Here is a 25,830-nt window from a genome sequence, read left to right on the forward strand (position 1 = left end):
CGCGTTCGTGGCCATCCACGCACGTTTCGAAAGTCCGAAGAAGGAGATTGTGCTGTGGTTGACCTCGCCTATGTCATCGCTGGGTCCGAAGCGACTGGCGGTGCCGGCCTGCAGGTCGACCTGAAGACGTTCCAGGCATTGGACGTCTACGGCGTAGCGACCACCACATGTATCGTCTCGTTCGATCCCAAGAACAACTGGGGTCATCGCTTCGTGCCGATCGCTCCTGACGTGATCGCTGATCAGATCGAGGCTGCCACTGCGGCTCACGATCTGGACGTCGTCAAGATCGGCATGTTGGGCACGCCCGCCACCATCGAGGTTGTGGCAGAGGGCCTGCGTCGGCAGTCCTGGCGCCACGTCGTCCTCGACCCGGTCCTGATCTGCAAGGGCCAGGAGCCCGGCGCGGCTCTCGATACCGATACAGCACTTCGTGATTCGATCCTCCCGCTCGCCACCGTCGTCACACCCAACCTGTTCGAGGCACGCACCCTCGCCGGAATGGACAGCATCGAAAGCGTCGACGACCTCATCGAGGCCGCACGTCGTATCCATGACCTCGGACCCAAGTACGTGCTCGCAAAGGGCGGTGTCGAACTCGCCGGTGGCGACGCCGTCGACGTGTTGTTCGACGGGACCGACGTGACGGTTCTCTCCGCCCCCAAGGTCGGCGAAGAGCGCGTCTCGGGTGCCGGTTGCACGCTGGCCGCCGCAGTGACCGCCGAACTGGCAAAGGGCGCCGACGTGGGAGAAGCCGTCGCTCTGGCCAAGAAGTTCGTCACGGCGGGCATCGAAGGCCGCCTCTCGGCACACACGCCGTTCGACACCGTCTGGCAGGGCGCGTTCAAGGGATAGGCGCACGGCGGCTCACATCGCCGCGCGCGGCCTGGCAGGATCGAGTGCGTGAGTACTGCGAACCTGAATCGAAGCGAAGTCGCCGAACGATCTCGAGCCATCTCCGTCGCCGGTTACCGGGTGGAGTTGGATCTGCGATCGGCGGTCGACTCCGCCGTGAAGACCTTTTCGACGGTCACGACAATTGATCTGACGTCCTCGGTGGAGTCCACGTGGCTCGATTTCATCGGTGCTGCAGTCGATTCCGTGGACGTCGACGGTGCGTCGATTCCGGTGGAGTACGACGGATCCCGGATCGTGCTGCGCGGACTCGGCGGATCGAACGTCGTGCGAGTGGCAGCTCACGGCCACTACAGCCGTTCCGGCGAAGGGCTGCACCGATTTGTCGACGACGCTGACGATCAGACGTATCTGTACACGCAATACGAGCCTGCCGATGCCAGGCGTGTTTTCGCCTGCTTCGAGCAGCCGGACCTCAAGGCGCCCTTCACATTCGAGGTGACAGCACCTGACGGCTGGGAAGTCCTGTCGAATCAGCCCGCGACCCAGACTCTCTCCGTGGACGGTGCACAACGCGTCACTTTCGCCCCGACGCTGCCGATCTCGACCTACATCACCGCGATCGCGGCCGGGCCGTATCACCGCGTGGCGTCGTCGTGGAGTCGCGGCGAACTCACTGTCGAGTTGGGTGCGCTGTGCCGGGCGTCGTTGGCTCCGTACCTCGATGCGGAGAACGTTTTCGACATCACCCGTCAGGGGCTGGACTTCTACGCCGAGTACTTCGACTATCCGTATCCGTTCGGCAAGTACGACCAGATCTTTGTCCCCGAGTACAACCTCGGCGCCATGGAGAACCCGGGACTGGTGACCTTCACCGAGGCATACGTGTTCCGCGGCACCGCAACCGACGAGCAGCATCAGCGCCGCGCCAACACGATCCTGCACGAAATGGCGCACATGTGGTTCGGCGATCTCGTGACCATGGTCTGGTGGGACGACTTGTGGCTCAAGGAATCCTTCGCCGACTTCATGGGATCGCTGGTCAGCGCCGAAGCTACTCGCTTCACCGATGCCTGGGTAGCATTTGCCATCAAGCGAAAAGCGTGGGCGTACCTCCAAGATCAGCTGCCGACCACGCATCCTATCGTCGCCGACATCGTCGATCTCGAAGCTGCGAAGCTGAACTTCGACGGAATCACCTACGCCAAGGGCGCCAGTGTCCTCAAGCAACTCGTGGCGTTCGTCGGCCGTGACGCGTTCTTCGAAGCGGCACGACGGTACTTCAAGGCCCACGCCTTCGGGAACACCACGCTGGTTGATCTGCTCGACGTGCTCGCGGAGACTTCCGGACGTGATGTGCGCGAATGGGCCCGAATCTGGTTGCAGACCACCGGAGTGTCCACGCTGTCGCTCGACGGAACAGACCTGGTCCAGACGGACCCGAGGCCGCATCGGCTCGCAGTCGGAATCTACGACTACAACGAGTCCGGAGACCTTGTTCGCACCGAACGCGTCGAACTCGACATCACCGAATCACGCACGTCGGTCGACCTTCCGCCCGGAGCACTCACACTGCTCAACGACGAAGACCTCACCTACGCCAAGGTGCGATTGGACGCGGAATCTCTGTCCACTGTCGAGGCATCCCTGGACCGCGTGAGCGATCCGCTTGCGCGCGGGGTGATCTGGTCGTCGCTGTGGAACTCGGTGCGTGATGCGCAGCTCTCGGTGTTCCGGTACCTCGACATGGTGGAACGATTCGCTCCCGCGGAGACAGATCTTGCGATTCTCAGCTCGATCCTGACCGATGCCCAATACGCGGTTCTTCACTACGTTCCGAAAAGCTTGCGGCCCAATGTAAGTGCAGGCTGGTTGGAAACGACCTGGAAGGCGGTGTTCGAAGCCGAACCGGAGTCCGGAAGACAGCTGGCATGGGCACGGGCTCTGTCGGCCGCTGCAGCGGTCAACGATGCTCGCGCCGACGAGGTGCGGTCGATACTCGACGGCACCTGCCCGGGGCCGGTCGGACTGGCTCTCGATCCTGATCTGCGGTGGGCATTGTGGATCGCCCTGTCGGCGACCGGCCATGCGAGTGTGAGCGACTTCGATGGTGAGCTGAGCAAGGACAGCACGTCAGCGGGTCGAACGGCGTACGTCCGCGCCGCGGCGTCGATTCCCGATGCCGAGACCAAGGCGGCTGCCTGGGCGTCGGCGACCACCGATGCCTCACTCTCGAACGACCGCCTGGATGCGACGATCGCCGGATTCCGTTCGGGCACGGACCCGTCGTTGATCGAGGGATATGCGGCAGAGTACTTCTCGTCCCTGGGGAAGTGGTGGTCCGAACGCAGCATCGAGATCGCGCGACGGTTGGTGAACGGGCTCTTCCCGGCAGCTGAAGACACCTCTGCTGTCGATTCCTGGATCCAGGCCAATGCTGAGGCGCCCGCGTCGCTGCGGAGGCTTGTTCTCGAGCGTCGGGATCACCTGGCCCGAGACCTACGTGCCCAGGCGTCGAACGCAGTGATCTGACGCCATCAGCTCCGAAATGTCCTGTTCTTGGATATTGTCTAAACAGGGCTGCGACGGGAGACGACGTGCACACGATCACGGATCTGTCGCTGGTCACGGGCCCGGTTCCGCCCGTGGTGACGGTGCTCGGAATTCTGGCACTTCTGTGGCTGATCTTCTCGAGATCGAGGCGTCACGTGCTGATCTCGATTCCGGTCTGCATCGTCGCGGCAATCGCGATCACTCTCGTGCTTTACTGGCTGATCGAGAAGGTGTGGCACCCGTTCCCCGATCCGATTGCCCGTCCGGTCTACGTGTGGATCGGGTTGGGCATTCTCGGCGTGCTGCTGGGCGTTTCGCGGGTATTTGCGGCGACGCGGATCGACGGCCGCGTGCTCACCGTGGTCTCCGTGCTCCTGGTGGTCGTGTCGAGCGCGGCTCACGTGAATCTGCAGTTCCAGTCGTATCCGACGTTGGGAACAGCGCTGGGACTCTCGGACGCGGAGAAGGTTTCACTCGCCGACCTGGACGACGGCAAGGACGGCGCGGTACCGGTTTCGCAATGGAAGGCTCCCGCGGACATGCCGTCGACCGGCAAGGTCAGCACGGTCACGATTGCGGGGACGGTCTCCGGATTCAGCGCCCGCGACGCCGAGATCTACCTACCGCCCGCGTATTTCACCAACCCGCGACCGGAGTTGCCCGTGTTGGTCCTGCTAGCCGGCCAACCAGGCGCGCCCGAGGACTGGCTACAGGGCGGACGTCTCGTCCAGACCATGGACACCTACGCCGCTGCGCATTCGGGCTTGGCTCCCGTTGTCGTCGTTGCTGACGGGACCGGGTCGGAACTGGCGAATCCGCTCTGCGTCGATTCCCAACTCGGGAACGTCGCAACGTACCTTTCGCGCGATGTTCCCGACTGGGTGCGCGGGAACCTCCAGGTGGATCCCGACCCGAGGAAGTGGGCGATCGGGGGACTTTCCTACGGCGGTACCTGCGCGTTCCAGATGGCGACGAACTTCCCCGCGGTCTATCCGACGTTCCTGGATCTGTCCGGTCAGATCGAACCCACACTCGGCGATCGCAAGCAGACGGTCGATGCAGCGTTCGGCGGCAATGAAGCCGCGTTCGTGGCAGTGAATCCGCAGGATCTGCTCCGGGAGAAGAAGTTCCCCGACAGCGCCGGGGTGTTCGTGGTCGGCAAACAGGACAACGACTACCGCCCAGGTCTTCAAACGCTCTACGAAGCCGCAAAGGCCGCAGGGATGGACGTCCAATACGCCGAGGTCGACGGAGGACACAGCTTCCAAGTGTGGTCGGCTGGATTGGCGAGTCAATTAGGTTGGCTGGGAACGCGACTCGGCCTGCCCGGATGAACGATCGTCCGGAAGTTCCGAAGACCCGATGATCAGCGGGTGAATTCTTCCGGTCGCCCCGGCTTCGGAGCCCAATCCCTGCGGATCCGCCACACTCGCGAGCCGAAGGTCGAGTGCGCCGGTCCATTCTCGGGTCAATTGCGCATCGAGTGCGTCGACGCGCTCGAGTAGCGGAGGGTGCTGGTCCGGCGGGCAGGCTTCGAGCAAGGTCGCGAATACCGCGCGTAGACGGCGCTGGACCTGCGCGGAATTGGTACTGAAGTGCCGGATCTCGTCGGTGGCGACGGACACGTAATCGGTCCAGGTGCGTTGCTGCCCTCTGATCAGCGTGAGATCCGAGGTTGATGTGTCGAAGCGGACCCGCGGGGCGAGAAGTACCAGAAGATCTTCGATGTGGTCGAGAGCCTGGACGGCTCGGCCCGGGTCGTTGATAGCGGGTGACAGTGCCTTGAGCGCGATGTCCACGATCGACTGAAGCGCTGCACCGGGGCTGACGACCGGGCTGTGCGTGTCACCGAAGATCAAGCACGACATCAAGGTGTCCGGGCGTACCTTCAGCGAGGGTCCGCGTACCTCGAAGAGGGGCGCGTTCTGGGCGACGAACTCGCCGATGCTGGGGACGACTTCGACCGAGACGTCCCAGCGGCCGGCCAACCGCTGCAGTCGTGCGAGATCGATCGCCAGCAGAATCCGGCCGTCGGGTGAGAGGTGGCGCAGGCGAATCACCAGTGCGTCGGCGCTCTCGGAGTTCTCGGACTCGCGCGGTTGGGGTAGGGGGAGCGGCTGACTGGGTTTCGGTGCGCCAGAGGGCAGGTCCTCGTACAGCGGATAGGCACGAATCGTCGCGCTCCGGCCCTGGGCCGCTATCCAACGCAGCAACCGACTGGAATTGAGAATCGACCCGACCTTCGCCACCAACGCGATGAACAGGATCGCACTGGCCAATGCCAGAAGCAGTGCGATCGCTGTGGAGATGGTCGGTGAGGAATTCTCCGAATCGAGCGCCAGATCGAGCGCAATGATCAAGGAGAAGACGAACGTGGCCAGAAACATGCCGATCGACCACCGCATCACCCGCTGCTGCGCGAGCATCGGGACCACCCGCACCGAAATCTGCGAGGCGCCGAACTGCATTGCGAGGGTGATGGCGGTGAACACCAGACCGGTGAGAGTGATCATCCCGCCGGCGATGACGCTGAGCAGCGTCGCGGTGGCCCCGGCGTCGACGCCCTCGGAAATGGTACCGACGTCGCCGTCGCTGACCAGGTCTCCGTCGATCCCGACGAGGATGTTCGCGGTGACGACGGACAGGACGACGAGGATCACGGGGAGACGCCAGACCGGGACTGTTCGTAGTCGTCGGCGAGTTCGACGCCAGCGAATTCTGTCCGAGAGCCGCCGCGACAATCCGACCTTCGACGTGGGGGTTGTGGTGTCGACGACGGGGAGCGGTGGTGGGGGCGGGGGAGTGGAACCGAAACTTCCCGACACCGTTTCCTGAACGTAGATCTTCGCGTGGATCATCGGCTCGCGATAACGCTGTTCACGGGCCACTGCCCGGCTCATCTTCGCCGGCTTGTCGCGGTAACGCGAGCGCGCCCACGGGGCACCCGGGCGACTCAACCGAATTGCTCCGATCAACAGAAGTGGGGTGAAGAACAGCCCGATCAAGCCGGTCCAGAGTTTGCCCTTCATCAACGTGATCACGGCGAGTCCGAGTTGGATGACGATCGCGACGACAACGCCGATCAACGTCGCCAGGCTACGGTCCTGCTCGTACGGGTCGAACTCTCCCGCGAACCCGATCGGGTGGACCCCGAGAAGGAAAAGGAACGAGATCGCGATGGCAACGAACACCGCGTCGATGGACGAGCGACCTTCCTCGGCCCAGTAGACATCGCGCAGATGCAACACGAGCGCGTACTCGTCGAGGACCAACGCGCTGCCGATACCGAACACCGACGCGAGAACACAATTGGCGATCGGGGTGTGATAGTCGGCCAGAGCGATGAAGGCGAAGCCGGACACGAGCATCATCATCAAACCGAAAACCATGTGGTGGATGTGCATTCCACCGGGCGTGACATTGCCTGGCCACCACGAGACCTCGGCCCGGATCATCCGGACGCTGAAGCGGATGAACAGGAACGTCAGGACAAAGGCGAGTAGGAGGAAGAACAGCGGGAGCCTGCCGGTGTCGACGACCGTGTGCTCGAACCAGGACCGCACGGCGTCAACTCTTGCTGGTGGCGAGCTTGATCAGCTGAGGAGCCGTTGCGTCGGGCAGGTAGGCACGCGTCAGTGCGATTCCGATCCGAGGCAGGTCGGCCTCGTCGCGGAAACACAGGAAAACGGCTTCGTACCTCGGCTTGAACTTCTTCTTGAACGCGTGAAGAGACCGGAAGCCGTAGAGCGGTTCCATCGCGGCTCCGAGCATGTCCAGCAGGCGGTCCATCGATGCGGCGTCGGCGCCGTCGTCGCTGCGTGCGAGCGGTGCTCCGGACAGTGAGACGAATTGGGCACCTTGTTCTTTGAACTCGAGGGCCGACGATGCGATGAGGAACTCGACCACCGGACGGAACCCGTCGGGACGTCGACGCATGACGTCGAGTGTCCAACCCTGAACCACGCCGCCTTCGCCGTACACCGGCAACCACGAGGTGACGCCGTGAATGCTTCCGGTCGGGTCGACGGCCAAGCCGACCCGGACGTCGCGGTCGAGCGCCTCCTCGACGCTTCCGAGGGTGAACCCCATCTCGGGTAGCCCCTTGTCGCCCACCCATTCCTCGGAGATGGCGCGCACCTGAGCCAATACGGAGAACGGCTCGTCGGCCAATGTTGTCATCCGGAAGGTGATGTCGTCCTTCTTGGCCTTGTTGAGCGCCGAGCGGATGTCCTGCCAGGATTTACCGGTGAACTGCAGTTCTGGTAGGTCGACGATCGTGTCTTCGGCGACCTGAACGGTGCGCCAGCCACGCCGGGCGGCGGCATCGGCTGTCTCCTTCCCCACGGAGAACAAGCAGGGAGTGAGGCCGTTGGCTTCGGACATCGTCGTGAATTCGTCCACCGCTGCGGCAAGTCGGTCGGGGCTCGCTATCGGATCGGCCAGGACCACGACGACACCGACATGCCGTTGGAATGCAACGACGCTCTCACCCGACTCGCCGAAGTAGTAACTGTTGCCGTCCCACGTCGTCATCCACGACATGGTTCCGCCGCCGTGCCGTTTGAGCAGTTCCCGAGCGGCGGCGCGCGGATCGTTCCCGGACAACGGCCCGCCTCGAATCTTGCGCCGCATCGGTACGTGGAAAGCGTGGCGGCCCTTGATCAACAAGATGAGTTCGAGAAGCCAGAGCAGCGCGGTACCGACCGTGACGGCGCCGGCGCTCTCGTAGTCGAAGAAGATAACCGAAACGAGGACGAGGGCGGTGGCCAAGACCGTCAGTGAACCGAACACCACGGCAACCCACCAGGCCCAGCGGCGACCTCGTCGCAACTGGTCCGCGATGAGGGCAACGATGACCACGTCGATCAATGCCGTCCAGCCCGAACCGGTTTCGGCTTCCGTCGGCCCGAACGGTCCGCTTCCGGGGAACAGCCAGACGGCGATCTCGACCACGCCGATCAGGAGCAGGCCGATGAATCCGAGCAGGCGGATCTCGCGTCGCGTTCGGGGGATGAACCCGCGCTCTCCGTCGCCGAAGAACTTCTCGCCCACCGGCAGGAATATCGCGACCGCGATGAGGTGCTGCACGTCGGCGAGGCGGCCTTCGAAGAGGAACGCGATCGCAATGTACGCACACAGAATGGCGCGGACTCGCATTCGCCAGGGCGAGCGGAGTGTTGCTGTGGTCGCGGCGAGTGCGGCGATGATTGCAGTGGTCACGCCGACGTCGCGGTGGGTGGCGAGGTTGCGAGCCCAATCCCAGTCGGTGTGGCTGCCCGCCCAGAGGAGGAGCGATGCACCGAGTTCGCCCGCCAACTGACCGCTGATCGTGACGATGGCCGCGTTCTTGGTTCCCAGGCGCCATTCGCACCAGCCGACCGCGAAGGCAAAAACGACGATGATCGAAACATACTGACCCGGCGTCAATCCGAAGAACCACCCCGTGACGAGAGTCCACCACTTGCCTTCCTGCAAGGCAGGAACTCCGTAGGCGATGTCGTTGAACCACGAGTAGGTACGGACGTGATTCCACAGGGCGCCCGTCGCGATCCCGACGACGGTGATGGTGAGCACTACGCTCGCGGTGAACGGCACACGCCGCAGGACGCTCAGCGTGTCGGAGGCGAAGCGGGAGGCCCGATTCGACGCGCCCGGCGCGCTCTGGTCGGTCTGCGGGGTGGGGGTCTGGGACTGCTCAGCCATCGAGGTTCTCTTCTCGCCATGCCGCACGGTGGATTCTGCCTGTTCAGCATGACAGGAATACAGACCGATAAGCAGGCGAAGCGGCCAAAATGGACCAGACTGGCTGAGGGTCTCAGTCTCGTGGCGCTACTGTCGAGCCATGGTGAACGGAGATTTACTGAATCGGGACCACGTGGTCGCCTCACTTGCCGCTTTCGAACCTCGGTCGGTCGAATTGGACGGAAGGCGCTCGGCGTCGGTGGTCATCGTCGTCATGCGGACAGCGGACGGAACACCAGTGTTCCCGGTGACGAAGCGGCCGAGCAAGATGCGCGCCCACCCCGGTCAATTCGCGTTGCCGGGCGGAAGCGTCGACCCGGGCGAGTCGTCCGAACAGGCAGCGGTTCGGGAACTTTCCGAGGAGCTGGGTGTCGACGTTCCCGAATCGAAGATCATCGGCCGGCTCGACGACTACGTCACTCGTTCGGGATTCGTGATCCGGCCGTTCGTCATGTGGTCGGGCGAGGACATCGGGGGACTGGTACCCAATCCCGACGAGGTGGCCCAGGTGTATGCCGTCACGTCGGAGGAGCTCGACGTGGACTCGCGCTTCGTCACCATCGAGGAATCACCGAACCCGGTGATCCAATGGCCTTTCCGAACGAGCCTGATCCATGCGCCGACCGGAGCCGTCATCTATCAGTTCCGCGAAGTGCTGAACGGACGGAACACGCGCATCGACAAGCTCGAGCAGCCGGTGTTCGCCTGGAGATAAGGGCAGCTCGACACGCTCGGGACAGTTCAGGCTACGGCGCCTCGGCGAATAGTCCGTCGTGCTGTGGAAAGCTGGCCGCACGGCAATCGAACGACGCGAGGTGTGTGCAGTGAACTCTGGCGAACAAGAACCGATCCCCACGGACCGGATTCTCACTGTTCCCAACGTGCTCAGTATCGTGCGTCTACTCGCTCTGCCGCTGTTCGCCTACCTGCTGCTCGTCACGCACTCGGACGGCTGGGCATTGGCGCTGCTGATGCTCAGCGGGTTCACCGACTGGCTCGACGGCAAGCTGGCCAGAGTGCTCGGACAGACCTCGCGTCTGGGAGCGCTTCTCGACCCGCTGGTCGATCGTCTGTACGTCGTGACGACACTGGTCACCTTCGTCGCCCGCGATTTCATTCCCTGGTGGGTCGCAGCGATACTCATCGGCCGTGATCTTCTGCTTGCGTTGACGCTGCCGATCTACCGCAGGCGTGGCCTGCCACCGCCCGAGGTGGTTTATCTCGGCAAGGCTGCGACCTTCCTACTGATGTTCGCTCTGCCGTTGATTCTTGCCGGGCACGGAGACTGGGCCATCGGACCGTTCACCCATGCCTTCGGTTTCGCTTTCCTGATCTGGGGAACCGTCCTGTACGTGTGGACTGCCGCGATCTACGTGCTCAAGGCCGTTGACGTTGCGCGAACCCACGAGGTCGTGCCCCGATGAAGTCGACCGGGGAGGACGTCCGTCGTAACCCGGTACCGTCGCTGCTTCGCTCACTCATGACCGAACATCTCGACCCGGGCTACGAGGCAACTGCATTCGAACGCCAGCACGAGCACACCAAGAACAGATCCTCGAAGACGGGGCCGTGGCTGGCCCTCGGCGCACTGTTGATCGGGTTCATCGTCACGGTCTCGGCTGTTCAGGCGACGAAGCAGGTGACCGGCACCGAAGAGGTTCGAAGCGAGTTGGTGGCGAAGGTCCGTGATGCGGAGGATCGAATCGATTCGCTGGCCGCGTCCCGCGATTCACTCGGCGGAGCCGTCGACGCCGCGCGCGGCGTGGTGCTCGAAGGCGATGCACGCGGCAGCGCCGTCCTCGACCAACTGCGAGCGGTCGAATCCGGCGCAGGAGCCGAAGCTGTTCACGGGGAGGGACTGGTGGTGACGTTGACCGACCCGGCCGGACGCCCGAACCTCTCGGATGCGTCGCAACGGAGTGTCGGCGGTAAGACAGTTGTCCTCGATCGCGATCTGCAGACCGTCGTAAACGCCCTGTGGGCTGGGGGAGCGGAGGCGATCGCCGTCGGCGGCGTGCGAATCGGGCCGACGGTGACCATTCGTCAGGCGGGCGGCGCGATGCTCGTCGACAACCAACCTGTTTTCTCCCCGTACCTCGTCGAGGCGATCGGAGACACGCGAGCACTGCAGCGGAAATTCGTCGTCAGCGACGCCTACGTGAGAATGTCTAGCGTCTCGCAACTGTACGGAGTCGGTTTCGCGGTGGCCGAAGACGATTCGTTGACTCTGCCGCCTGCGGCGCCTCGCGCCGTCCGAGTGGCAACAGAACCCACAGAACCCAAGTGACAGAAGGAGTTCGATGAAGGCCGGTTCCGCCCTGTACGGACTCGCAGCACTGGTCGTCGGCATCGTCCTGGGCGTAGTTTTCAGCCCGCAGGTGCCCGACGTGATCCAGCCCTATCTTCCGATCGCTGTCGTTGCGGCGCTCGACGCCGTCTTCGGTGGACTACGCGCGTATCTGGACGAAATCTTCGACGCGAAGGTGTTCGTGGTTTCCTTCGTCTTCAACGTGCTCGTCGCGTCGTTGATCGTCTGGCTCGGTGATCAGTTGGGTGTCGGTACTCAACTCTCGACGGCGATCGTCGTCGTGTTGGGTATCCGGATCTTCGGCAACGCAGCGGCATTGCGACGCCGACTGTTCGGAGCGTGAGTCATGGCGGAACATTCCACGACCGAACCGGAAGAAGAACCTCCCGTCACCACTGCGGGTGAAGGTCGTCACGAGTTGCGTTCACCGTCCAAACACCGCACCAACGTCGTCTTCGCAATCCTCGCTGCTGTGCTGTTGGGCGTGCTCGGCGTTGCGATTGCCACACAGGTACGCAGCACAGTGGCCGGAGATTCACTCGACGCCGCGCGCCCTGCCGACCTCCTGGTGGTTCTCGACAATTTGAATCGGCGCGAAGCCGCGCTGAGGCAGGAAGTCGCGAATCTTCAGGAATCGCTTGCCACTTTGGAAGCCGGTGGCAACACGGGAGCAGCGCTGGACGAGGCGCGGGCGCGGCTGACCTCACTCTCCATTCAAGTGGGGACCGCTCCGGCCACTGGACCGGGTGTGACGATGACCCTGACAGATCCGGCGGGCGGCGTCGGATCGGAAGTGATTCTCGATCTCATCCAGGAACTGCGTGCTGCCGGTGCCGAAGCCATCTCGATCGCAGGTGCGAACGGCGAACCCATTCGTATCGGCGTGAACTCGTGGGTGAGTGGGCGCGGCGGCGAGATCGAATTGGACGGAACCCGGATCGAGCAGCCGTACACTGTGACCGCGATCGGAGATCCGCCGACATTGGCGGCAGCGTTGAACATTCCCGGAGGCGTCTTCGACAATGTCGCACGCAATGGCGGAACGTCGTCCGTCGAGCAATCGCAGCAGGTCACGATCTCCGTCTTGCGACAATTGAATCCGCGCCAATACGCTCAACCCGGAAATTGATCTTTTTGCGTCCGACTTTCGGACGGCCTGTGAAAGGAAGCCACTGTGAGTGAGCTCGATACACCTACCGATCTGCGCTACACCGCGGAGCACGAGTGGGTGAAGCGAACCGGCCCGACCTCAGTTCGAGTCGGTATCACCGACTTTGCTCAGTCGCAGCTCGGTGACGTCGTGTTCGTCCAGCTTCCCGCTGTCGACGAAGACGTGACCGCCGGTGAATCGCTCGGTGAGGTCGAGTCGACCAAGAGCGTCTCCGACATCTTTGCTCCGTTCACTGCGAAAGTTCTTGCAGCGAACGGTGAATTGGACGGACAGCCCGACCTCGTCAACACCGACCCGTACGACACGGGTTGGTTGGTCGAACTCGAGGTTGCCGACGAGGCCACACTCGACGCCGCACTCGCGGCAACTCTGGACGCGGAGGCATACAAGGGACTCACGTCCGAGTAGAAAACCTGCGCGTGGACCGGCCAACTCGTGTTGTGTCGCGGCCTGTCTCGCTGCACACGGCGGTCTGCGCAGGGTACGGTCGTTAGGTACGCATGTGCCGAGTCGGGGCGCAGGGCCGTATCGAACGTGACTGTGAAAGATGCTCGTGAAGAAAGTGCACTGCGTAGTCCAGTGATTCATGATCTGGATGATTGACCCAGGAGGAGAAACAGTGAGCGAGAACGGTAACGACGCGGGCTATGGGGAGTCGCCGGCGGAGACCACTTCGGTTTTCCGCGCGGACTTCCTCAATGAGCTCGACAACACCTCCTCTGCAGCACCGGCCGCCGAGCAGCCGGTTTCGGGCGTGGAAGGCCTTCCCGCCGGAGCCGCACTTCTGGTGGTCAAGCGGGGACCGAATGCAGGATCCCGCTTCTTGCTCGATCAGCCGACGACGTCGGCAGGTCGGCACCCGGACAGCGACATCTTCCTCGACGACGTGACCGTCAGCCGTCGTCACGCCGAGTTCCGTCAGGAAGATGCAGATTTCCACGTCGTCGACGTCGGAAGCCTCAACGGCACCTACGTCAACCGTGAGCCTGTCGATTCGGCAGTTCTCGCGAATGGTGACGAGGTTCAGATCGGCAAGTTCCGTCTGGTGTTCCTCACCGGCCCTCGTGCCGGCGGTTCGCAGGTCGGCGAGTCGTCAGCAGGTGCGGGTAGCTAATGACGGCAGTGCGGCAGCAGAGCCAGCCCGGAATGTCGATTGGTTCCGTGCTGGATCGGTTGCGTCCAGATTTTCCCGACGTGACGATTTCGAAGATCCGTTTCCTCGAGTCCGAGGGCTTGATCAGCCCGCAACGGACACCGTCGGGATACCGCAGATTCTCTGTCGAGGACTGCGAGCGTCTTCGCTTCGTGCTGACCGCTCAACGCGATCAGTACCTGCCGCTCAAAGTGATCAAAGAACAACTCGAAGCGATCGACAGTGGCGCAGCGACGGTGAGTGCAGAAGTTCCTGCGCCTCGTCGTGCTCGCGTCCTGTCGATCGCTACGGGCGATGTCTCACCCGAGGCGTTCCGGGTCGATCGCGAAGTTCGAGTAGGTCGTCAGGATCTTCTCGCGCGCGCTGACATCGACGATCGGTTTCTGACCGATCTGATCCGCACCGGTTTGGTCGTTCCCGGCGCGGCGGGCTTCTTCGACGAGGATGCCGTGACGTTGGCGCGCACCGCTAAGGCGATGTCCGAGTACGGCTTGGAGGTTCGCCATCTGCGCGCGTTCAAGTTGGCTGCTGATCGCGAAGCGGGACTGGTGACTCAGATCGCCGGACCGGTTGCCAAGGGTCGTGACGCCGGAGCACGTGATCGTGCCGAGGAAATGGTGCGGGAGCTGGCCGCTCTGTCACTGACTTTGCACACGTGTCTGGTCAAATCGGCAGTTCGGGGAAGTCTCGATCGCTGAGTTCCTCGATCAGCGGGGCACACTCGAATAGAATTTCAGTACGACCGCATCGGAGTCGGTCGGCTGGATCACGTCAGGTTGGAGGCAAGCTCGATGGGCGAAATGCGTGTGATCGGAGTTCGTGTCGAGCAGCCTCAGAATCAGCCGGTCCTGTTGCTGCGAGAGTCCGACGGCGATCGGTACCTGCCGATCTGGATCGGGCAAACCGAAGCTACCGCGATTGTTCTCGAACAACAGGGAGTCGAGCCGGCGCGGCCGCTGACTCACGACCTGATCAAGATCTTGATCGAATCTTTCGGTCGGAGCCTCAAGGAAGTTCGGATCGTGGACCTGCAAGAGGGCACTTTCTACGCGGATCTCGTCTTCGACGAGCAGACCACTGTCTCGGCACGTCCGTCGGACTCGATTGCATTGGCCCTGCGCATCGGCGTTCCGATCTTCGCGTCGGAGGCTGTTCTCGCCGAGGCCGGTCTGGTCATTCCCGACGAGCGCGAAGACGAGGTCGAGAAGTTCAAGGAATTCCTCGACACCATATCGCCGGACGATTTCAAAGCCACTGATGGTTAGCCTGAATTGACTGGTTGCGGACTTTAGTCTTCAACTCTCAAGTAGAGGTTGAGTCTCGGTCGGCGTGTTGCGTTGACCATGCACCCTCCTGGACTTACCGTTGCGTGCGGTGGAGATCTTCTCGCCTTGTCGATCGAGGCGTACTCTAGGTAAGTCCACTCATGGAATTACCTGCCTTGGATTCACATCTGAAAGTTCGGTCGGCACGGGATTCTCGTGACTGCTGATAGCACAGGTTGGTTACATGATGGCGAAGCGAGAGGGAGACGGCAGTGGAAGAACAGTCGAATGAGCGCGGGACGGGCATAGCCGGTAGTGCCGCGACTGCAGAAATGTCTTCCGAAGAGCTGCAGCCGGGCCTGTTCCCGGACGATTCCATCCCCGACGACCTCGTCGGATATCGAGTACCCAGTGCGTGCCAGATCGCCGGGATCACGTACCGCCAACTCGACTACTGGGCACGGACGTCGTTGGTTGTTCCGTCGATCCGTGGCGCTGCCGGATCCGGAAGCCAACGTCTGTACTCCTTCAAGGACATTCTCGTTCTGAAGATCGTGAAGCGTCTGCTCGATACCGGCATCTCACTGCAGAACATCCGCGTTGCCGTCGATCACCTCCGTAAGCGTGGCGTCCGCGATCTTGCCAACATCACTCTGTTCTCCGACGGCACCACCGTGTACGAATGCACGTCCCCCGAAGAGGTCGTCGACCTCCTCCAGGGTGGGCAGGGCGTATTCGGCATCGCAGTCAGTGGCGCGATGCGTGAACTCACCGGAACGATCGCCGACTTCCCCGCCGAGCGGGCCGACGGCGGCGAAAGTGATCCCAACCCGGAAGACGAGTTGGCTTCGCGACGCAAGAATCGCGCCAGCCGCAAAACCGGATAACGTACGTCACATCTCTTTGGAGGATGCCACGGTGCAGGTCGGCGTTTCGGTCAACTAGACTGGGCCTGCGTCGCCGGCGTACGGGAGAGCCTCGGATACCGATTCACCGAACTTGTCTTTGTTTCAGTCTTTGTCTCAAAGGTCAGTCGTGAGCGGGATCAGGGCGCCGAAGGAGCAATACCTCCCCGTCAATCTCTCAGGCACCAAGGACCGTACGGGCTCCGACGCCTCTGGAAAGCGGTGGGACAACCCACCCGCCGACGGGGAAAGGCTGTGGCTTCCGCCTTCGGCGGATCACTACCGAATCTCTCAGGCGCTCGGGAATCGAGCATGCGACAGAGGGGGAGGAACACACCGCAGTTCGGTGTGTGTCCTGATCCTCCGATCTGTCTGGGAGTTGTCGTGATCGACGCTGCAAGCCGTATATTTGCCGACCGCCATGTCGGTCCGAACGCCGCGGAACTCGCGCGCATCCTCGAACTCGTCGGGGTCGATTCACTCGACGAACTGGCAACCAAGGCCGTTCCCTCCGTCATCCTCGACGCTGCCCCGAACGGCATCGCTGCCGGACTCGACGCTCTGCCGCTTCCGGTCGGAGAGCACGAGGCACTTGCCGAACTGACTGCACTCGCAGCCCAGAACACCGTCGCGACGTCGATGATCGGCCTCGGCTACTTCGACACGTTGACGCCGCCGGTGTTGTTGCGCAACATCATCGAGAACCCGGCCTGGTACACCGCGTACACCCCGTATCAGCCGGAGATCAGCCAGGGCCGTCTCGAAGCCCTCCTCAACTTCCAGACCATGGTCGCCGATCTCTCCGGCATGGAACTGGCAAACTCGTCGATGCTCGACGAGGCCACCGCCGCTGCCGAAGCCATGACGCTCCTGCGCCGCGCGAACCGCAGCAAGTCCCCACGATTTGTCGTCGACGCCGATCTCTACCCGCAGACCCTCGCCGTCATCGAGACTCGCGCCGAGCCGCTCGGAATCGAGATCGTCTCTGCGGACCTCACCGCTGGTCTTCCGGAAGGTGACTTCTTCGGCGTCATCGCCCAGATCCCAGGTGCCTCGGGACGAGTCGTCGATTACACCTCGATCATCGCGGAAGCTCACGAGCGCGGCGCACTGGTTGCCGTCGGCGCAGACCTCCTCGCGATGACGCTCATCACCTCACCCGGTGAGCTCGGCGCGGATGCGTGCTTCGGAACCACCCAGCGTTTCGGTGTTCCCATGGGATACGGCGGACCGCACGCCGGTTACCTGGCCGTGCACTCCAAGCATGCGCGTCAGCTGCCCGGCCGCTTGGTCGGCGTCTCCATCGACGCAGACGGAGACAAGGCGTACCGCCTGGCGCTGCAGACACGTGAGCAGCACATTCGCCGCGAGAAGGCGACGTCCAACATCTGTACCGCTCAGGTGCTCCTCGCCATCCTCGCTGCGATGTACGCGAGCTACCACGGCGCCGAGGGACTCAAGGCGATTGCGTTGCGAGTCGCTGCCCGCGCACACGCGTTGGCAAACGGCCTGCGCGAAGGCGGCGTGACCGTCGTCCACGATTCGTTCTTCGACACCGTGCTCGCTCAGGTTCCGGGCAAGGCGGCCGACGTCGTCGCTGCGGCCAAGGAATCCGGGATCAACCTGCGTCTGGTCGATGCCGATCATGTCGGTATCTCCTGCGACGAGGCCACGACCGCCGACCACGTCCTTGCCGTGCTCGACGCGTTCGGGATCGAGGATGCTGTTGTCGCCATCGAAGCCGAGGGCAATTCGGTTCCGGCTGCTCAGGAGCGCACCTCCGACTACCTGCAGCACGAAGCCTTCACCCGTTACCGTACGGAAACGGCAATGCTTCGCTACCTGCGCGCGCTGTCCGACAAGGACATCGCCCTCGATCGCAGCATGATCCCGCTGGGTTCGTGCACCATGAAGCTCAATGCGACCGCCGAGATGGAATCCATCACCTGGCCCGCGTTCAACGCGATCCATCCGTTCGCGCCGACATCGGATGCGCCCGGTCTGCTGAAGATCATCAAGGATCTCGAAGACTGGCTGGTCGCGGTCACCGGCTACGACAACGTCAGCCTGCAACCCAACGCCGGCAGCCAGGGGGAATACGCGGGCCTGCTCGCGATCCGCAACTACCACCTCAGCCGGGGCGACGACCACCGCGACACCTGCCTCATTCCGTCGAGTGCTCACGGCACCAATGCGGCTTCTGCCGTCATGGCCGGGATGCGCGTCGAGGTTGTCGCCTGCCGTGCCAACGGTGACGTCGACGTCGACGATCTGCGCGCGAAGATCGCCGATCACGCCGAGCGTCTCGCCGCGATCATGATCACCTACCCTTCAACACACGGTGTCTACGAGCACGAGATCTCCGACATCTGTGCAGCGGTACACGACGCCGGTGGCCAGGTGTACGTCGACGGCGCCAACCTCAATGCGCTTGTCGGCCTTGCCCGTCCAGGCCGATTCGGCGGCGACGTCAGCCACCTGAATCTGCACAAGACCTTCTGCATTCCGCACGGCGGCGGTGGACCCGGCGTCGGCCCGATCGGTGTGCGCTCACACTTGACGCCGTTTTTGCCCGGACACCCGATGGCGCCCGAACTCGGTGGTAGAGGAACGATCTCGGCAGCGCCCTACGGCAGTGCGTCCATTCTGCCCATCACCTGGACCTACATCCGGATGATGGGAGCTGCGGGCCTGCGCCGCGCCAGCCTGACCGCCATCGCGTCGGCCAACTACATCGCGCGTCGACTCGACGAGTACTTCCCGGTTCTCTACACCGGCGAGAACGGCATGGTCGCGCACGAGTGCATCCTCGACCTCCGTGGGTTGACCAAGGACACCGGCGTCACCGTCGACGACGTCGCAAAGCGTCTGGCCGACTACGGTTTCCATGCTCCGACCATGAGCTTCCCCGTGGTCGGCACACTGATGGTCGAGCCCACCGAGAGCGAGAACCTCGAAGAGATCGACGAGTTCTGCGAGGCGATGATCGCCATTCGCGGCGAAATCGATCGCGTCGGAGCGGGCGAGTGGACGGTGGAGGACAACCCGCTACGCGGCGCTCCCCACACTGCGGGAAGCATTGCAGCGCAGTGGGATCACCCGTACTCGCGTGAGATCGCCGTCTTCCCGCGTGGCAAGGCTCGCCCGAAGGTGTGGCCGTCCGTGCGTCGTATCGACGGTGCACATGGCGACCGCAACCTGGTCTGCTCCTGCCCGCCGATCGAAGCGTTCGCAGGCAACTAAGGCGTGTGCCCGCCGGAGATCATCACCTCTCGTGTACGAGTTCGAGAACAGTGATCTCCGGCGGGGCGCCGACGCGTACCGGCGGACCCCAAGCCCCGGCGCCACGCGTCGTGTACAGCACTGTGTTTCCGACCCTGTCCAAGCCTTGCACCGAAGGCTGCTGCAGCGGAACGAGATACCGCAGCGGCCACATCTGACCGCCGTGAGTGTGCCCGGACAGTTGCAGATCGATACCCATCTCGGATGCCTCGATCGCCTGACGCGGTTCGTGCGCGAGAAGCAAGGCGAAAGTATTCGGATCGCGACCTGCGAGCGCGGCAGTCAGGTTCGGCTCGTACGGGGCCGGCGACGTGTAGTCGTGGATGCCCACGATGTCGATGGTATCGCCGCCATGCTGGATCGAGGTGCGGCTGTTGCGAAGTGTGGTGATCCCCAATGTCTCCCACACGTCGAGCCATTTGCCGCCGTCGTCGGCGTAGAACTCGTGGTTTCCGCTGACTCCGAAGATTCCGTCGGGCGCCCGAAGATCGGCGAGCGGAGCAAGATCGGGAGCAACTTTCGCGACGGTTCCGTCCACGAGGTCGCCGCCGATCGCGATCAGATCGACATTCTGCGAGTTCACGATATCGACCACCTTGCGGGTGAAGTCGACCCCGCGGGCCGGTCCCACGTGCAGGTCGGTGATCAAGGCGATCCGGTATCCGTTGAAGCCCTCAGGTAGGCGAGCGAGCGGCACGCGGACGCGGGAAATCTTGGGGCCCGACGCCTCGTAGACGCCGTAGCCGGCGGTGCCGATCGCCGCGAGAGTGACTGCTGCCGTAGCCAACTGCAACGTACGACGCTTGGCTGGGTCGACTTCGGTCGTGGTATCCGTGTGGCGTGCACGTAGTCGACCGATCCCGGCGAACAGGCCGATCACGAGCAGTCCGGGAATCAGATACAGCCACGAAGCCAGCCAGACCCATCCGACAAATCCGATCGGTCGCGCCCACGATGTCGGAAAGACTTCGCCGCTGCCGACCCCGATGAGCGTCGAGACCGCCAAGACGACAAGCGCAGTGTCGGCGAGACGAGCCCATCGCCTCGGGATGCCGGTGGCGCGAACGAGTCGGCGATGCAGGAACCAGGTCAGAAGGGCGAGAAGGACTGCAAAAACCGCGACGCGCCCCATCAGGACAGCATCTTGGTCACTGCGGCCGCGAGAGCGGGGTCGGACGTCGAATCGACCCGAACCAATGTTCCGCCCGTCCGATCCGAGACGTCTTGGAGTGTGGAGACGTCGTCGCCCGCACCGACGACGATCACGTCGACCTGTACCGGACGCGACGGATTGCCCGCAGCGGCGATCGCGCTGAGCAGTTCGGCTCGCGTCGTGGTGGATTCGTCAGGCGTACTCGAGGTGATCAGCAGCACCGAGTTGACTCGCCCCGCGTCGAAACCGTCCACGGCGGCTTTGTAGGAGCTGGCAAGCGCCGGGTATTTGGAGGTCTTTCCGCCGGCCCGAAGCCCGTTGAGGAAATCGGTGATCGTGGCACGCCGATTCGGCTCGGACAGTGAACCGCCCGGAACCAGGATGCGCTCGGACGGTTTTCCGTCGGTGCCCGTGCTGAACTCGCGAAGGCCGATGTCCGAAGCGTCAGGGCTGCGACCCAATTGGGTATTCACCGCCGAGGCAACGTTCGCCAAGCGGGTAGTGCCACCGTCGTCGGTACCCATCGACGCCGACGTGTCCATCAGGATGGTGGCACTACGCGGCGAGACCGGGTTGGCGACTATGTCACCGAGGGCCGCTGCGGTCTCCGCCGAAGCCGGTTTCAACGTGGACGAGATCTTGGCCGGGGACACCGCCCCGAGATCGGGAAGGTCTTGGCCCTCGACCCGGAAACCGGCGCCGACGAACAACTGTGACTGATTCGGCTCACGCATGAAATCGGCAAACTGTGCCGCTGCGCGCGACGCGGTTTCGTCGATCCCGCTGCCCGAGACGATGACCGCCGGATAGTCCGCGACTGGCGTTGCGCCGGCGGGGGAGTACGTCGTCATCGCCGCGTTCGCGCTCTGCGCTATCGACTGTTCCGTGGCCGGAACGGCTTTCACCGAATCCGGTGTTCCGGCGCTCAGTGCTCCGAGGGCTTCGGCGGTGGACGAGGGGGGAGTCGGCAAGGATTGGAACTGCAACGCCCGTGCACTGAGCGCAGCGTTGACCTGAGCGGACTTCGCCTGATCCGTCGTGACCGGGCCGGCACCCGCATCGGCGACGTCGGCAGCGATCGCCTGTGCAGCCATCGAGGTTTCGGTACTTCCGACCGGCAGGGCGACCGTCAGATCGGAAGGCAAAGACTTCCAACTCGATGCTGCGCCGGCCAATGCTGCCGCGGTCTCGGGACCGGCTGCCAGAACGATCGGGGAACTCGCGAGCGAGCGAGGATCACCGTTGATCACGGCCTTGCCCGACAGTGGCGCGAGTTCGAACGAACTCGTCGGGATCCACAGGGAGGGACGCGGTCCCAATGCTGCGTCGTCCCAGGGGGCCGCCGGACCGGCTTCGAGTGCCGTCGAGACCGACGCGGACGGCGCACCGTGCACCACGACGGCGATGCAGTGATCACGCACCACCGGCGAGGTCTGGGTGTACCGCTTCGCCAGTTCCTCGACCTGTGGGGCTATGGACGGATCCGCGGTGACATCGAGTGTCTTGTTGCCCTCGACGCACGTACCGGCTGCCTGCTGTCCCTGATCGTCGATCCGGTTGCTGAGGGCCTTCCATCCGAAGAAGCCTGCCACGATCAAGACGATCAGCACGACGACGAGAATCGGCCCCTTACTGATACCTCTGGCGCCTGACCCGCCGCGATGTTCGCCCACGTACCTTGCCCTACCTTGGTCACTCGAAGAATGTCTGTTGAACGGACTGTGTCCTTGGCCAGTCTAGTGACGAAACTTCGGGGCCTACGCGAACAGCCTCGACACCGGGAGCGGTGCCGAGGCTGTTCGGGTTCAGCTTCGAGTTCGAAGAAGGTGAAATCAGGCGTTGGCGGCCTTGTACTCGCGGCGGCGGCGATGCAGGATCGGCTCCGTGTATCCGCTGGGCTGCTTCGCGCCTTCGAGGATGAGTTCCTTGGCAGCCTGGAACGCGATGTTGGAATCGAAATCAGGTGCCATGTTGCGGTACTCGGCGTCGCCCTCGTTCTGACGGTCGACAACCGGGGCCATGCGCTCGAGTGCACTGACAACGTCGCTCTCGCTGACGATGCCGTGACGCAGCCAGTTGGCGAGCAGCTGGCTCGAGATGCGCAGCGTGGCGCGATCCTCCATGAGCGCGACATCGTGGATGTCGGGAACCTTGGAGCAGCCGACGCCCGCGTCGATCCAACGGACCACGTAGCCGAGGATGGACTGGCAGTTGTTGTCGAGCTCTTCCTTCTTCTCCGCGTCCGTCCAGTCGGTGCTGGGAGCGAGCGGGATGGTCAGGATGTCGTCGACGCTCGCGCGAGGCTTGCCCTTCAGGCTGTCCTGAACTGCGAATACGTCGACGCGGTGGTAGTGCGTCGCGTGCAGCGTTGCGCCGGTCGGCGAAGGTACCCATGCGGTGTTGGCGCCGGCCTTGGGGTGACCGATCTTCTGCTCGAGCATGTCTGCCATCAACTCGGTCATGGCCCACATGCCCTTGCCGATCTGAGCCTTGCCCTGCAGACCGCAGGCCAGACCGGTGTCGACGTTCCAGTCCTCGTACGCACCGATCCACTTCTGCTTCTTCATCTCGGCCTTGCGCACCATCGCGCCGGCTTCCATGGAGGTGTGGATCTCGTCGCCGGTGCGGTCGAGGAAGCCGGTGTTGATGAACACGACGCGGTCGACGGCTTCCTTGATGCAGGCAGCGAGGTTGACTGTCGTGCGACGCTCCTCGTCCATGATGCCGACCTTGAGCGTGTTCTCGGGAAGCCCGAGGACCTGCTCGACACGGCCGAACAGTTCGGTGGTGAAGGCAACTTCCTCGGGACCGTGCTGCTTGGGCTTGACGATGTAGATCGAGCCGGTGCGGCTGTTGTCGAGCGGTCCGTTGGCGTCACTGATCGAGAGGCCGTGCACTGCACAGGCACTGGTGATCAAGGCGTCGAGGATGCCCTCGGGGACCTCGTTGCCGTCGGCATCGAGGATCGCGGGGTTGGTCATGAGGTGACCGACGTTGCGGACGAAAAGGAGCGAACGGCCGTGCAGGCTGAGTTCGCTGCCGTCGACGGCGGTGTACTTACGGTCGCCGTTGAGCGTGCGGGTGAAGGACTTGGCGCCCTTCTTGATCTCCTCGGACAGATCACCGCGATTGAGGCCCAACCAGTTCCGGTAACCGACAACCTTGTCGTCGGCGTCGACAGCAGCGACCGAGTCCTCGAAGTCCATGATGGTGGTGACGGCCGATTCGAGAACGACGTCCTTGACACCGGCGGCGTCGGTGCTGCCGATCGGGGAGGACGCGTCGATCTGGATCTCGGCGTGCAATCCGTTGTTGAGCAGCAGGATGCTCGTCGGTGCGTCCTTCTCGCCGAGGTAGCCGACGAACTTCTCCGGCTGGGCGAGCGTGGTGACCGTACCGTCTGCCAACGTGATCTTCAGTTCACTGCCGTCGACAACGTACTTGGTTGAATCTGCATGCGATCCCGACACGAGAGGTGCTGCCGCGTCGAGGAATTCACGCGCCCAGGCGATGACCTTGTCGCCGCGGACCTTGTTGTAGCCGGAACCCTTCTCGGCGCCGTTCTCCTCGGAGATGGCGTTGGTGCCGTACAGCGCGTCGTACAACGAACCCCAGCGGGCGTTGGACGCGTTGAGTGCGAAGCGCGCGTTGAGGATCGGCACGACCAACTGCGGGCCGGCCGTCGAGGTGATCTCGGTGTCGACGTTCGCGGTGTTGACCGAGAATTCGGCAGGCGTCGGCAGGAGGTAGCCGATTTCCTGCAGGAACGCCTTGTATGCAGCGGCGTCGATGGGAGCGCCGGCGTGATCGCGATGCCACTGATCGATCTGAGCCTGCAGATCGTCACGCTTGGCAAGCAAGTCGCGGTTCTTCGGTGCGAGCTCGGTGATGACCTTGTCGGCGCCGGCCCAGAACGTTTCGGCGTCTACACCGGTGCCGGGAAGAGCCTCCTCGACCACGAAGTCGTAGAGAACCTTGGCAACCTGAAGACTGCCGACCTGAACGCGCTCAGTCATGAATAGCCTCACTTTTCCGAAAGCGGAGCATCACATATGGATGCCATGAACCAACATCAATGTTACCTGGGAGTATTCCCACCGCTGTCCGCGCCCTGAGCTGCGATAATCGGGCGCGAAGAGCTGAAACGATCAAGTGAAATTCGTTCTGTCTAGAGTTTGCGCGCGGAAATCTCGAAACCAGCCGCGCGTAGACGCTCGACCAGGACGTCGCCGAGCGCTGTCGCTGGAGTCAAAACGCCGGTGGCCGGGGGAAGAGCCTTTTGGTCCTTCGCCAACGACAACGCAGATTCGCCGAGCATTACCGCCGTCGCGCTGTATCCCGGGTCGCCCTTCGCCTTCACTCGTGATGTGTATCGGGCGCCGGTCGTGGTCGTGGTGAACACGTCGAGCGTGAAGTGGCCCTTCTTCTGGGTGCTCTCGCTCGGACCTTCACCGGGAGCCGGCAATACCTTGTCGAGAAGGAAACGTGTCGGAGGTAGAGCGAGTCCGGCGACCAGCGCGCCGAGGCCGACCGCCACGCCGCCCGCAATCACCGGTGACACCACCGATGAGCCGACGCTCATCACCTCGCTGTACTTGAACTTCTTGCCGTACGCCCACTCTCGGAGTGCATTGCTGCGACGGACGACTCGTGTGTTGTACGACGCCATCACGAACGGCGCTTTCCACCCCTTCAACGACGGATCGATCTTCTTGCCGTCGACCACGCTCACGTCGCTCTGGCGTCCGAGTTCGGGCTCCCGATCACGATCGGGGCTCAGCGAGTACGGCGAGGCAGCAAGTTTCCGCAGGCGCGCATCGTCTTTCGACACGTCGATCTGGTTGCGAAGCGAATCGATGGTGCCACCGCTCACGCCGCCGCGCAGGGCCGTGACCACCAGGGTGGTGTCGGTGAGCTCGCCGGCGCCGTCGGCGGCGACCTTCTCGTGCAGGACGTGAACTCCGAGATCGGAAGGGATGGAATCGAATCCGCAGGAATGGACGATCTTGGCACCGGTCGAGACCGCCAGCTCATGGTTGTCGTCGATGCTCTCGCGGTGGAACAGCACCTCGCCGGTGAGGTCGACGTAATGAGTTCCGGCGGAGGCGCATTCGTGAACAAGGGCGTGGCCGTACTTGGCATACGGGCCGACCGTGGTGGCGACGACCCGGGTTCGCTGGGCGAGTGCCTTCAGTGCGGTGGCGTCGTCGGCGTCGGCGATGATCAGGGGGAGATCGGCAGCGGCGGTACCCAGATCGGCGCGAGTGGCTGCCAACTTCTCGAGGGAACGGCCACCGAGGCCGATCTTCGTGCCTTCGGGAGCATGTTTGACGAGGTAGTCGGCGAGTAGCTTACCGACGAAGCCGCTCGCTCCGTAGACGATGATGTCGAGTTCTCGGGCGGGCGAGGTTCCAGTCATGGAGCCAGCCTACAAACGAGCACC

20 protein-coding genes and 1 riboswitch are annotated in these 25,830 nt (G+C 63.2%); of the genes, 14 read left to right on the forward strand and 6 right to left on the reverse strand.

Annotation, left to right across the window (positions count from 1 at the left end; all coding sequences use genetic code 11):
- Positions 1-54 precede the first annotated feature (54 nt).
- From thiD to M1L53_RS18510, 3 genes are all read left to right on the forward strand, one after another.
- Positions 55-855 carry a bifunctional hydroxymethylpyrimidine kinase/phosphomethylpyrimidine kinase gene (thiD, locus tag M1L53_RS18500; protein ID WP_054187374.1) on the forward strand — a complete coding sequence of 267 codons (801 nt, stop codon included), beginning with the start codon at positions 55-57 and terminating at the stop codon, positions 853-855.
- 48 nt (positions 856-903) lie between these two features.
- Complete coding sequence (pepN, locus tag M1L53_RS18505) at positions 904-3,387, forward strand: aminopeptidase N (protein ID WP_054187375.1); 2,484 nt, start codon at positions 904-906, stop codon at positions 3,385-3,387.
- A gap of 65 nt (positions 3,388-3,452) precedes the next feature.
- Positions 3,453-4,742 (forward strand): esterase family protein, encoded by a 1,290-nt coding sequence (locus M1L53_RS18510; protein WP_054187376.1) that lies wholly within the window; start codon positions 3,453-3,455, stop codon positions 4,740-4,742.
- On the opposite strand, the gene M1L53_RS18515 is transcribed toward M1L53_RS18510, so the two are convergent.
- Both M1L53_RS18515 and M1L53_RS18520 read right to left on the reverse strand, forming a co-directional pair.
- Positions 4,704-6,971, reverse strand: coding sequence for a DUF2254 family protein (locus M1L53_RS18515; RefSeq protein ID WP_021333503.1), 2,268 nt, complete (start codon positions 6,969-6,971; stop codon positions 4,704-4,706). The genes M1L53_RS18510 and M1L53_RS18515 overlap by 39 nt on opposite strands.
- 4 nt (positions 6,972-6,975) lie before the next feature.
- Positions 6,976-9,111: a bifunctional lysylphosphatidylglycerol flippase/synthetase MprF gene (locus M1L53_RS18520; RefSeq protein WP_054187377.1), complete on the reverse strand. Its 2,136-nt coding sequence runs from the start codon at positions 9,109-9,111 to the stop codon at positions 6,976-6,978.
- Positions 9,112-9,250: 139 nt separating this feature from the next.
- On the opposite strand from M1L53_RS18520, the gene M1L53_RS18525 reads away from it, so the two are divergent.
- From M1L53_RS18525 to gcvP, 11 genes are all read left to right on the forward strand, one after another.
- Positions 9,251-9,865, forward strand: a complete 615-nt coding sequence (locus M1L53_RS18525) for a CoA pyrophosphatase (protein ID WP_054187378.1) — start codon at positions 9,251-9,253, stop codon at positions 9,863-9,865.
- A 109-nt stretch (positions 9,866-9,974) separates the two neighbouring features.
- Positions 9,975-10,574: a CDP-alcohol phosphatidyltransferase family protein gene (locus M1L53_RS18530; RefSeq protein WP_030537518.1), complete on the forward strand. Its 600-nt coding sequence runs from the start codon at positions 9,975-9,977 to the stop codon at positions 10,572-10,574.
- Positions 10,571-11,437, forward strand: a complete 867-nt coding sequence (locus M1L53_RS18535; RefSeq protein ID WP_054187379.1) for a DUF881 domain-containing protein — start codon at positions 10,571-10,573, stop codon at positions 11,435-11,437. Before M1L53_RS18530 ends, M1L53_RS18535 begins: the two co-directional genes overlap by 4 nt.
- A gap of 13 nt (positions 11,438-11,450) precedes the next feature.
- Positions 11,451-11,801, forward strand: coding sequence for a small basic family protein (locus M1L53_RS18540; RefSeq protein WP_003946178.1), 351 nt, complete (start codon positions 11,451-11,453; stop codon positions 11,799-11,801).
- A gap of 3 nt (positions 11,802-11,804) precedes the next feature.
- Positions 11,805-12,587: a DUF881 domain-containing protein gene (locus tag M1L53_RS18545; RefSeq protein WP_007731994.1), complete on the forward strand. Its 783-nt coding sequence runs from the start codon at positions 11,805-11,807 to the stop codon at positions 12,585-12,587.
- A 45-nt stretch (positions 12,588-12,632) separates the two neighbouring features.
- On the forward strand, positions 12,633-13,037 hold the full coding sequence (gcvH, locus tag M1L53_RS18550) for a glycine cleavage system protein GcvH (RefSeq protein ID WP_003946160.1): 405 nt from the start codon (positions 12,633-12,635) through the stop codon (positions 13,035-13,037).
- Positions 13,038-13,248: 211 nt separating this feature from the next.
- Positions 13,249-13,743, forward strand: coding sequence for a glycogen accumulation regulator GarA (garA, locus tag M1L53_RS18555; protein WP_003946166.1), 495 nt, complete (start codon positions 13,249-13,251; stop codon positions 13,741-13,743).
- Positions 13,743-14,480: a MerR family transcriptional regulator gene (locus M1L53_RS18560; protein WP_003946161.1), complete on the forward strand. Its 738-nt coding sequence runs from the start codon at positions 13,743-13,745 to the stop codon at positions 14,478-14,480. The genes garA and M1L53_RS18560 overlap by 1 nt, the downstream gene beginning before the upstream one ends.
- A 93-nt stretch (positions 14,481-14,573) precedes the next feature.
- On the forward strand, positions 14,574-15,047 hold the full coding sequence (locus M1L53_RS18565; protein WP_003946194.1) for a bifunctional nuclease family protein: 474 nt from the start codon (positions 14,574-14,576) through the stop codon (positions 15,045-15,047).
- Positions 15,048-15,379: 332 nt separating this feature from the next.
- Complete coding sequence (locus M1L53_RS18570) at positions 15,380-15,934, forward strand: MerR family transcriptional regulator (RefSeq protein ID WP_021344354.1); 555 nt, start codon at positions 15,380-15,382, stop codon at positions 15,932-15,934.
- A 220-nt stretch (positions 15,935-16,154) separates the two neighbouring features.
- Positions 16,155-16,283: riboswitch (glycine riboswitch) on the forward strand.
- A gap of 53 nt (positions 16,284-16,336) precedes the next feature.
- Positions 16,337-19,195: an aminomethyl-transferring glycine dehydrogenase gene (gene gcvP, locus M1L53_RS18575; RefSeq protein ID WP_054187380.1), complete on the forward strand. Its 2,859-nt coding sequence runs from the start codon at positions 16,337-16,339 to the stop codon at positions 19,193-19,195.
- Between the two features lie 22 nt (positions 19,196-19,217).
- Here the strand turns inward: gcvP and M1L53_RS18580 are convergent, their stop codons facing one another.
- The 4 genes from M1L53_RS18580 to M1L53_RS18595 all read right to left on the reverse strand — a co-directional run bounded on the left by M1L53_RS18580 (position 19,218) and on the right by M1L53_RS18595 (position 25,806).
- A complete protein-coding gene (locus M1L53_RS18580; protein WP_054187381.1) occupies positions 19,218-20,366 on the reverse strand; it encodes a metallophosphoesterase in 1,149 nt (382 codons plus the stop codon).
- Positions 20,366-22,060: a VWA domain-containing protein gene (locus M1L53_RS18585; RefSeq protein WP_007732001.1), complete on the reverse strand. Its 1,695-nt coding sequence runs from the start codon at positions 22,058-22,060 to the stop codon at positions 20,366-20,368. The genes M1L53_RS18580 and M1L53_RS18585 overlap by 1 nt, the downstream gene beginning before the upstream one ends.
- Before the next feature lie 159 nt (positions 22,061-22,219).
- Positions 22,220-24,403: a malate synthase G gene (locus M1L53_RS18590; RefSeq protein WP_054187382.1), complete on the reverse strand. Its 2,184-nt coding sequence runs from the start codon at positions 24,401-24,403 to the stop codon at positions 22,220-22,222.
- A 152-nt stretch (positions 24,404-24,555) separates the two neighbouring features.
- Complete coding sequence (locus M1L53_RS18595) at positions 24,556-25,806, reverse strand: trans-acting enoyl reductase family protein (RefSeq protein WP_042924714.1); 1,251 nt, start codon at positions 25,804-25,806, stop codon at positions 24,556-24,558.
- Between the last annotated feature and the right edge of the window lie 24 nt (positions 25,807-25,830).

The sequence above is a fragment of the Rhodococcus sp. T9N genome (assembly GCF_024436645.1).
GTDB lineage: Bacteria > Actinomycetota > Actinomycetes > Mycobacteriales > Mycobacteriaceae > Rhodococcus_F > Rhodococcus_F qingshengii.

Coding starts and splice junctions, on each gene's coding strand:
- M1L53_RS18520 (WP_054187377.1), bottom strand. CDS start 9,111: ATGGCTGAGCAGTCCCAGACCCCCACCCCGCAGACCGACCAGAGCGCG.
- M1L53_RS18590 (WP_054187382.1), bottom strand. CDS start 24,403: ATGACTGAGCGCGTTCAGGTCGGCAGTCTTCAGGTTGCCAAGGTTCTC.
- M1L53_RS18580 (WP_054187381.1), bottom strand. CDS start 20,366: ATGGGGCGCGTCGCGGTTTTTGCAGTCCTTCTCGCCCTTCTGACCTGG.
- M1L53_RS18595 (WP_042924714.1), bottom strand. CDS start 25,806: ATGACTGGAACCTCGCCCGCCCGAGAACTCGACATCATCGTCTACGGA.
- M1L53_RS18525 (WP_054187378.1), top strand. CDS start 9,251: ATGGTGAACGGAGATTTACTGAATCGGGACCACGTGGTCGCCTCACTT.
- M1L53_RS18570 (WP_021344354.1), top strand. CDS start 15,380: ATGTCTTCCGAAGAGCTGCAGCCGGGCCTGTTCCCGGACGATTCCATC.
- M1L53_RS18565 (WP_003946194.1), top strand. CDS start 14,574: ATGGGCGAAATGCGTGTGATCGGAGTTCGTGTCGAGCAGCCTCAGAAT.
- M1L53_RS18535 (WP_054187379.1), top strand. CDS start 10,571: ATGAAGTCGACCGGGGAGGACGTCCGTCGTAACCCGGTACCGTCGCTG.
- M1L53_RS18545 (WP_007731994.1), top strand. CDS start 11,805: ATGGCGGAACATTCCACGACCGAACCGGAAGAAGAACCTCCCGTCACC.
- M1L53_RS18540 (WP_003946178.1), top strand. CDS start 11,451: ATGAAGGCCGGTTCCGCCCTGTACGGACTCGCAGCACTGGTCGTCGGC.
- M1L53_RS18560 (WP_003946161.1), top strand. CDS start 13,743: ATGACGGCAGTGCGGCAGCAGAGCCAGCCCGGAATGTCGATTGGTTCC.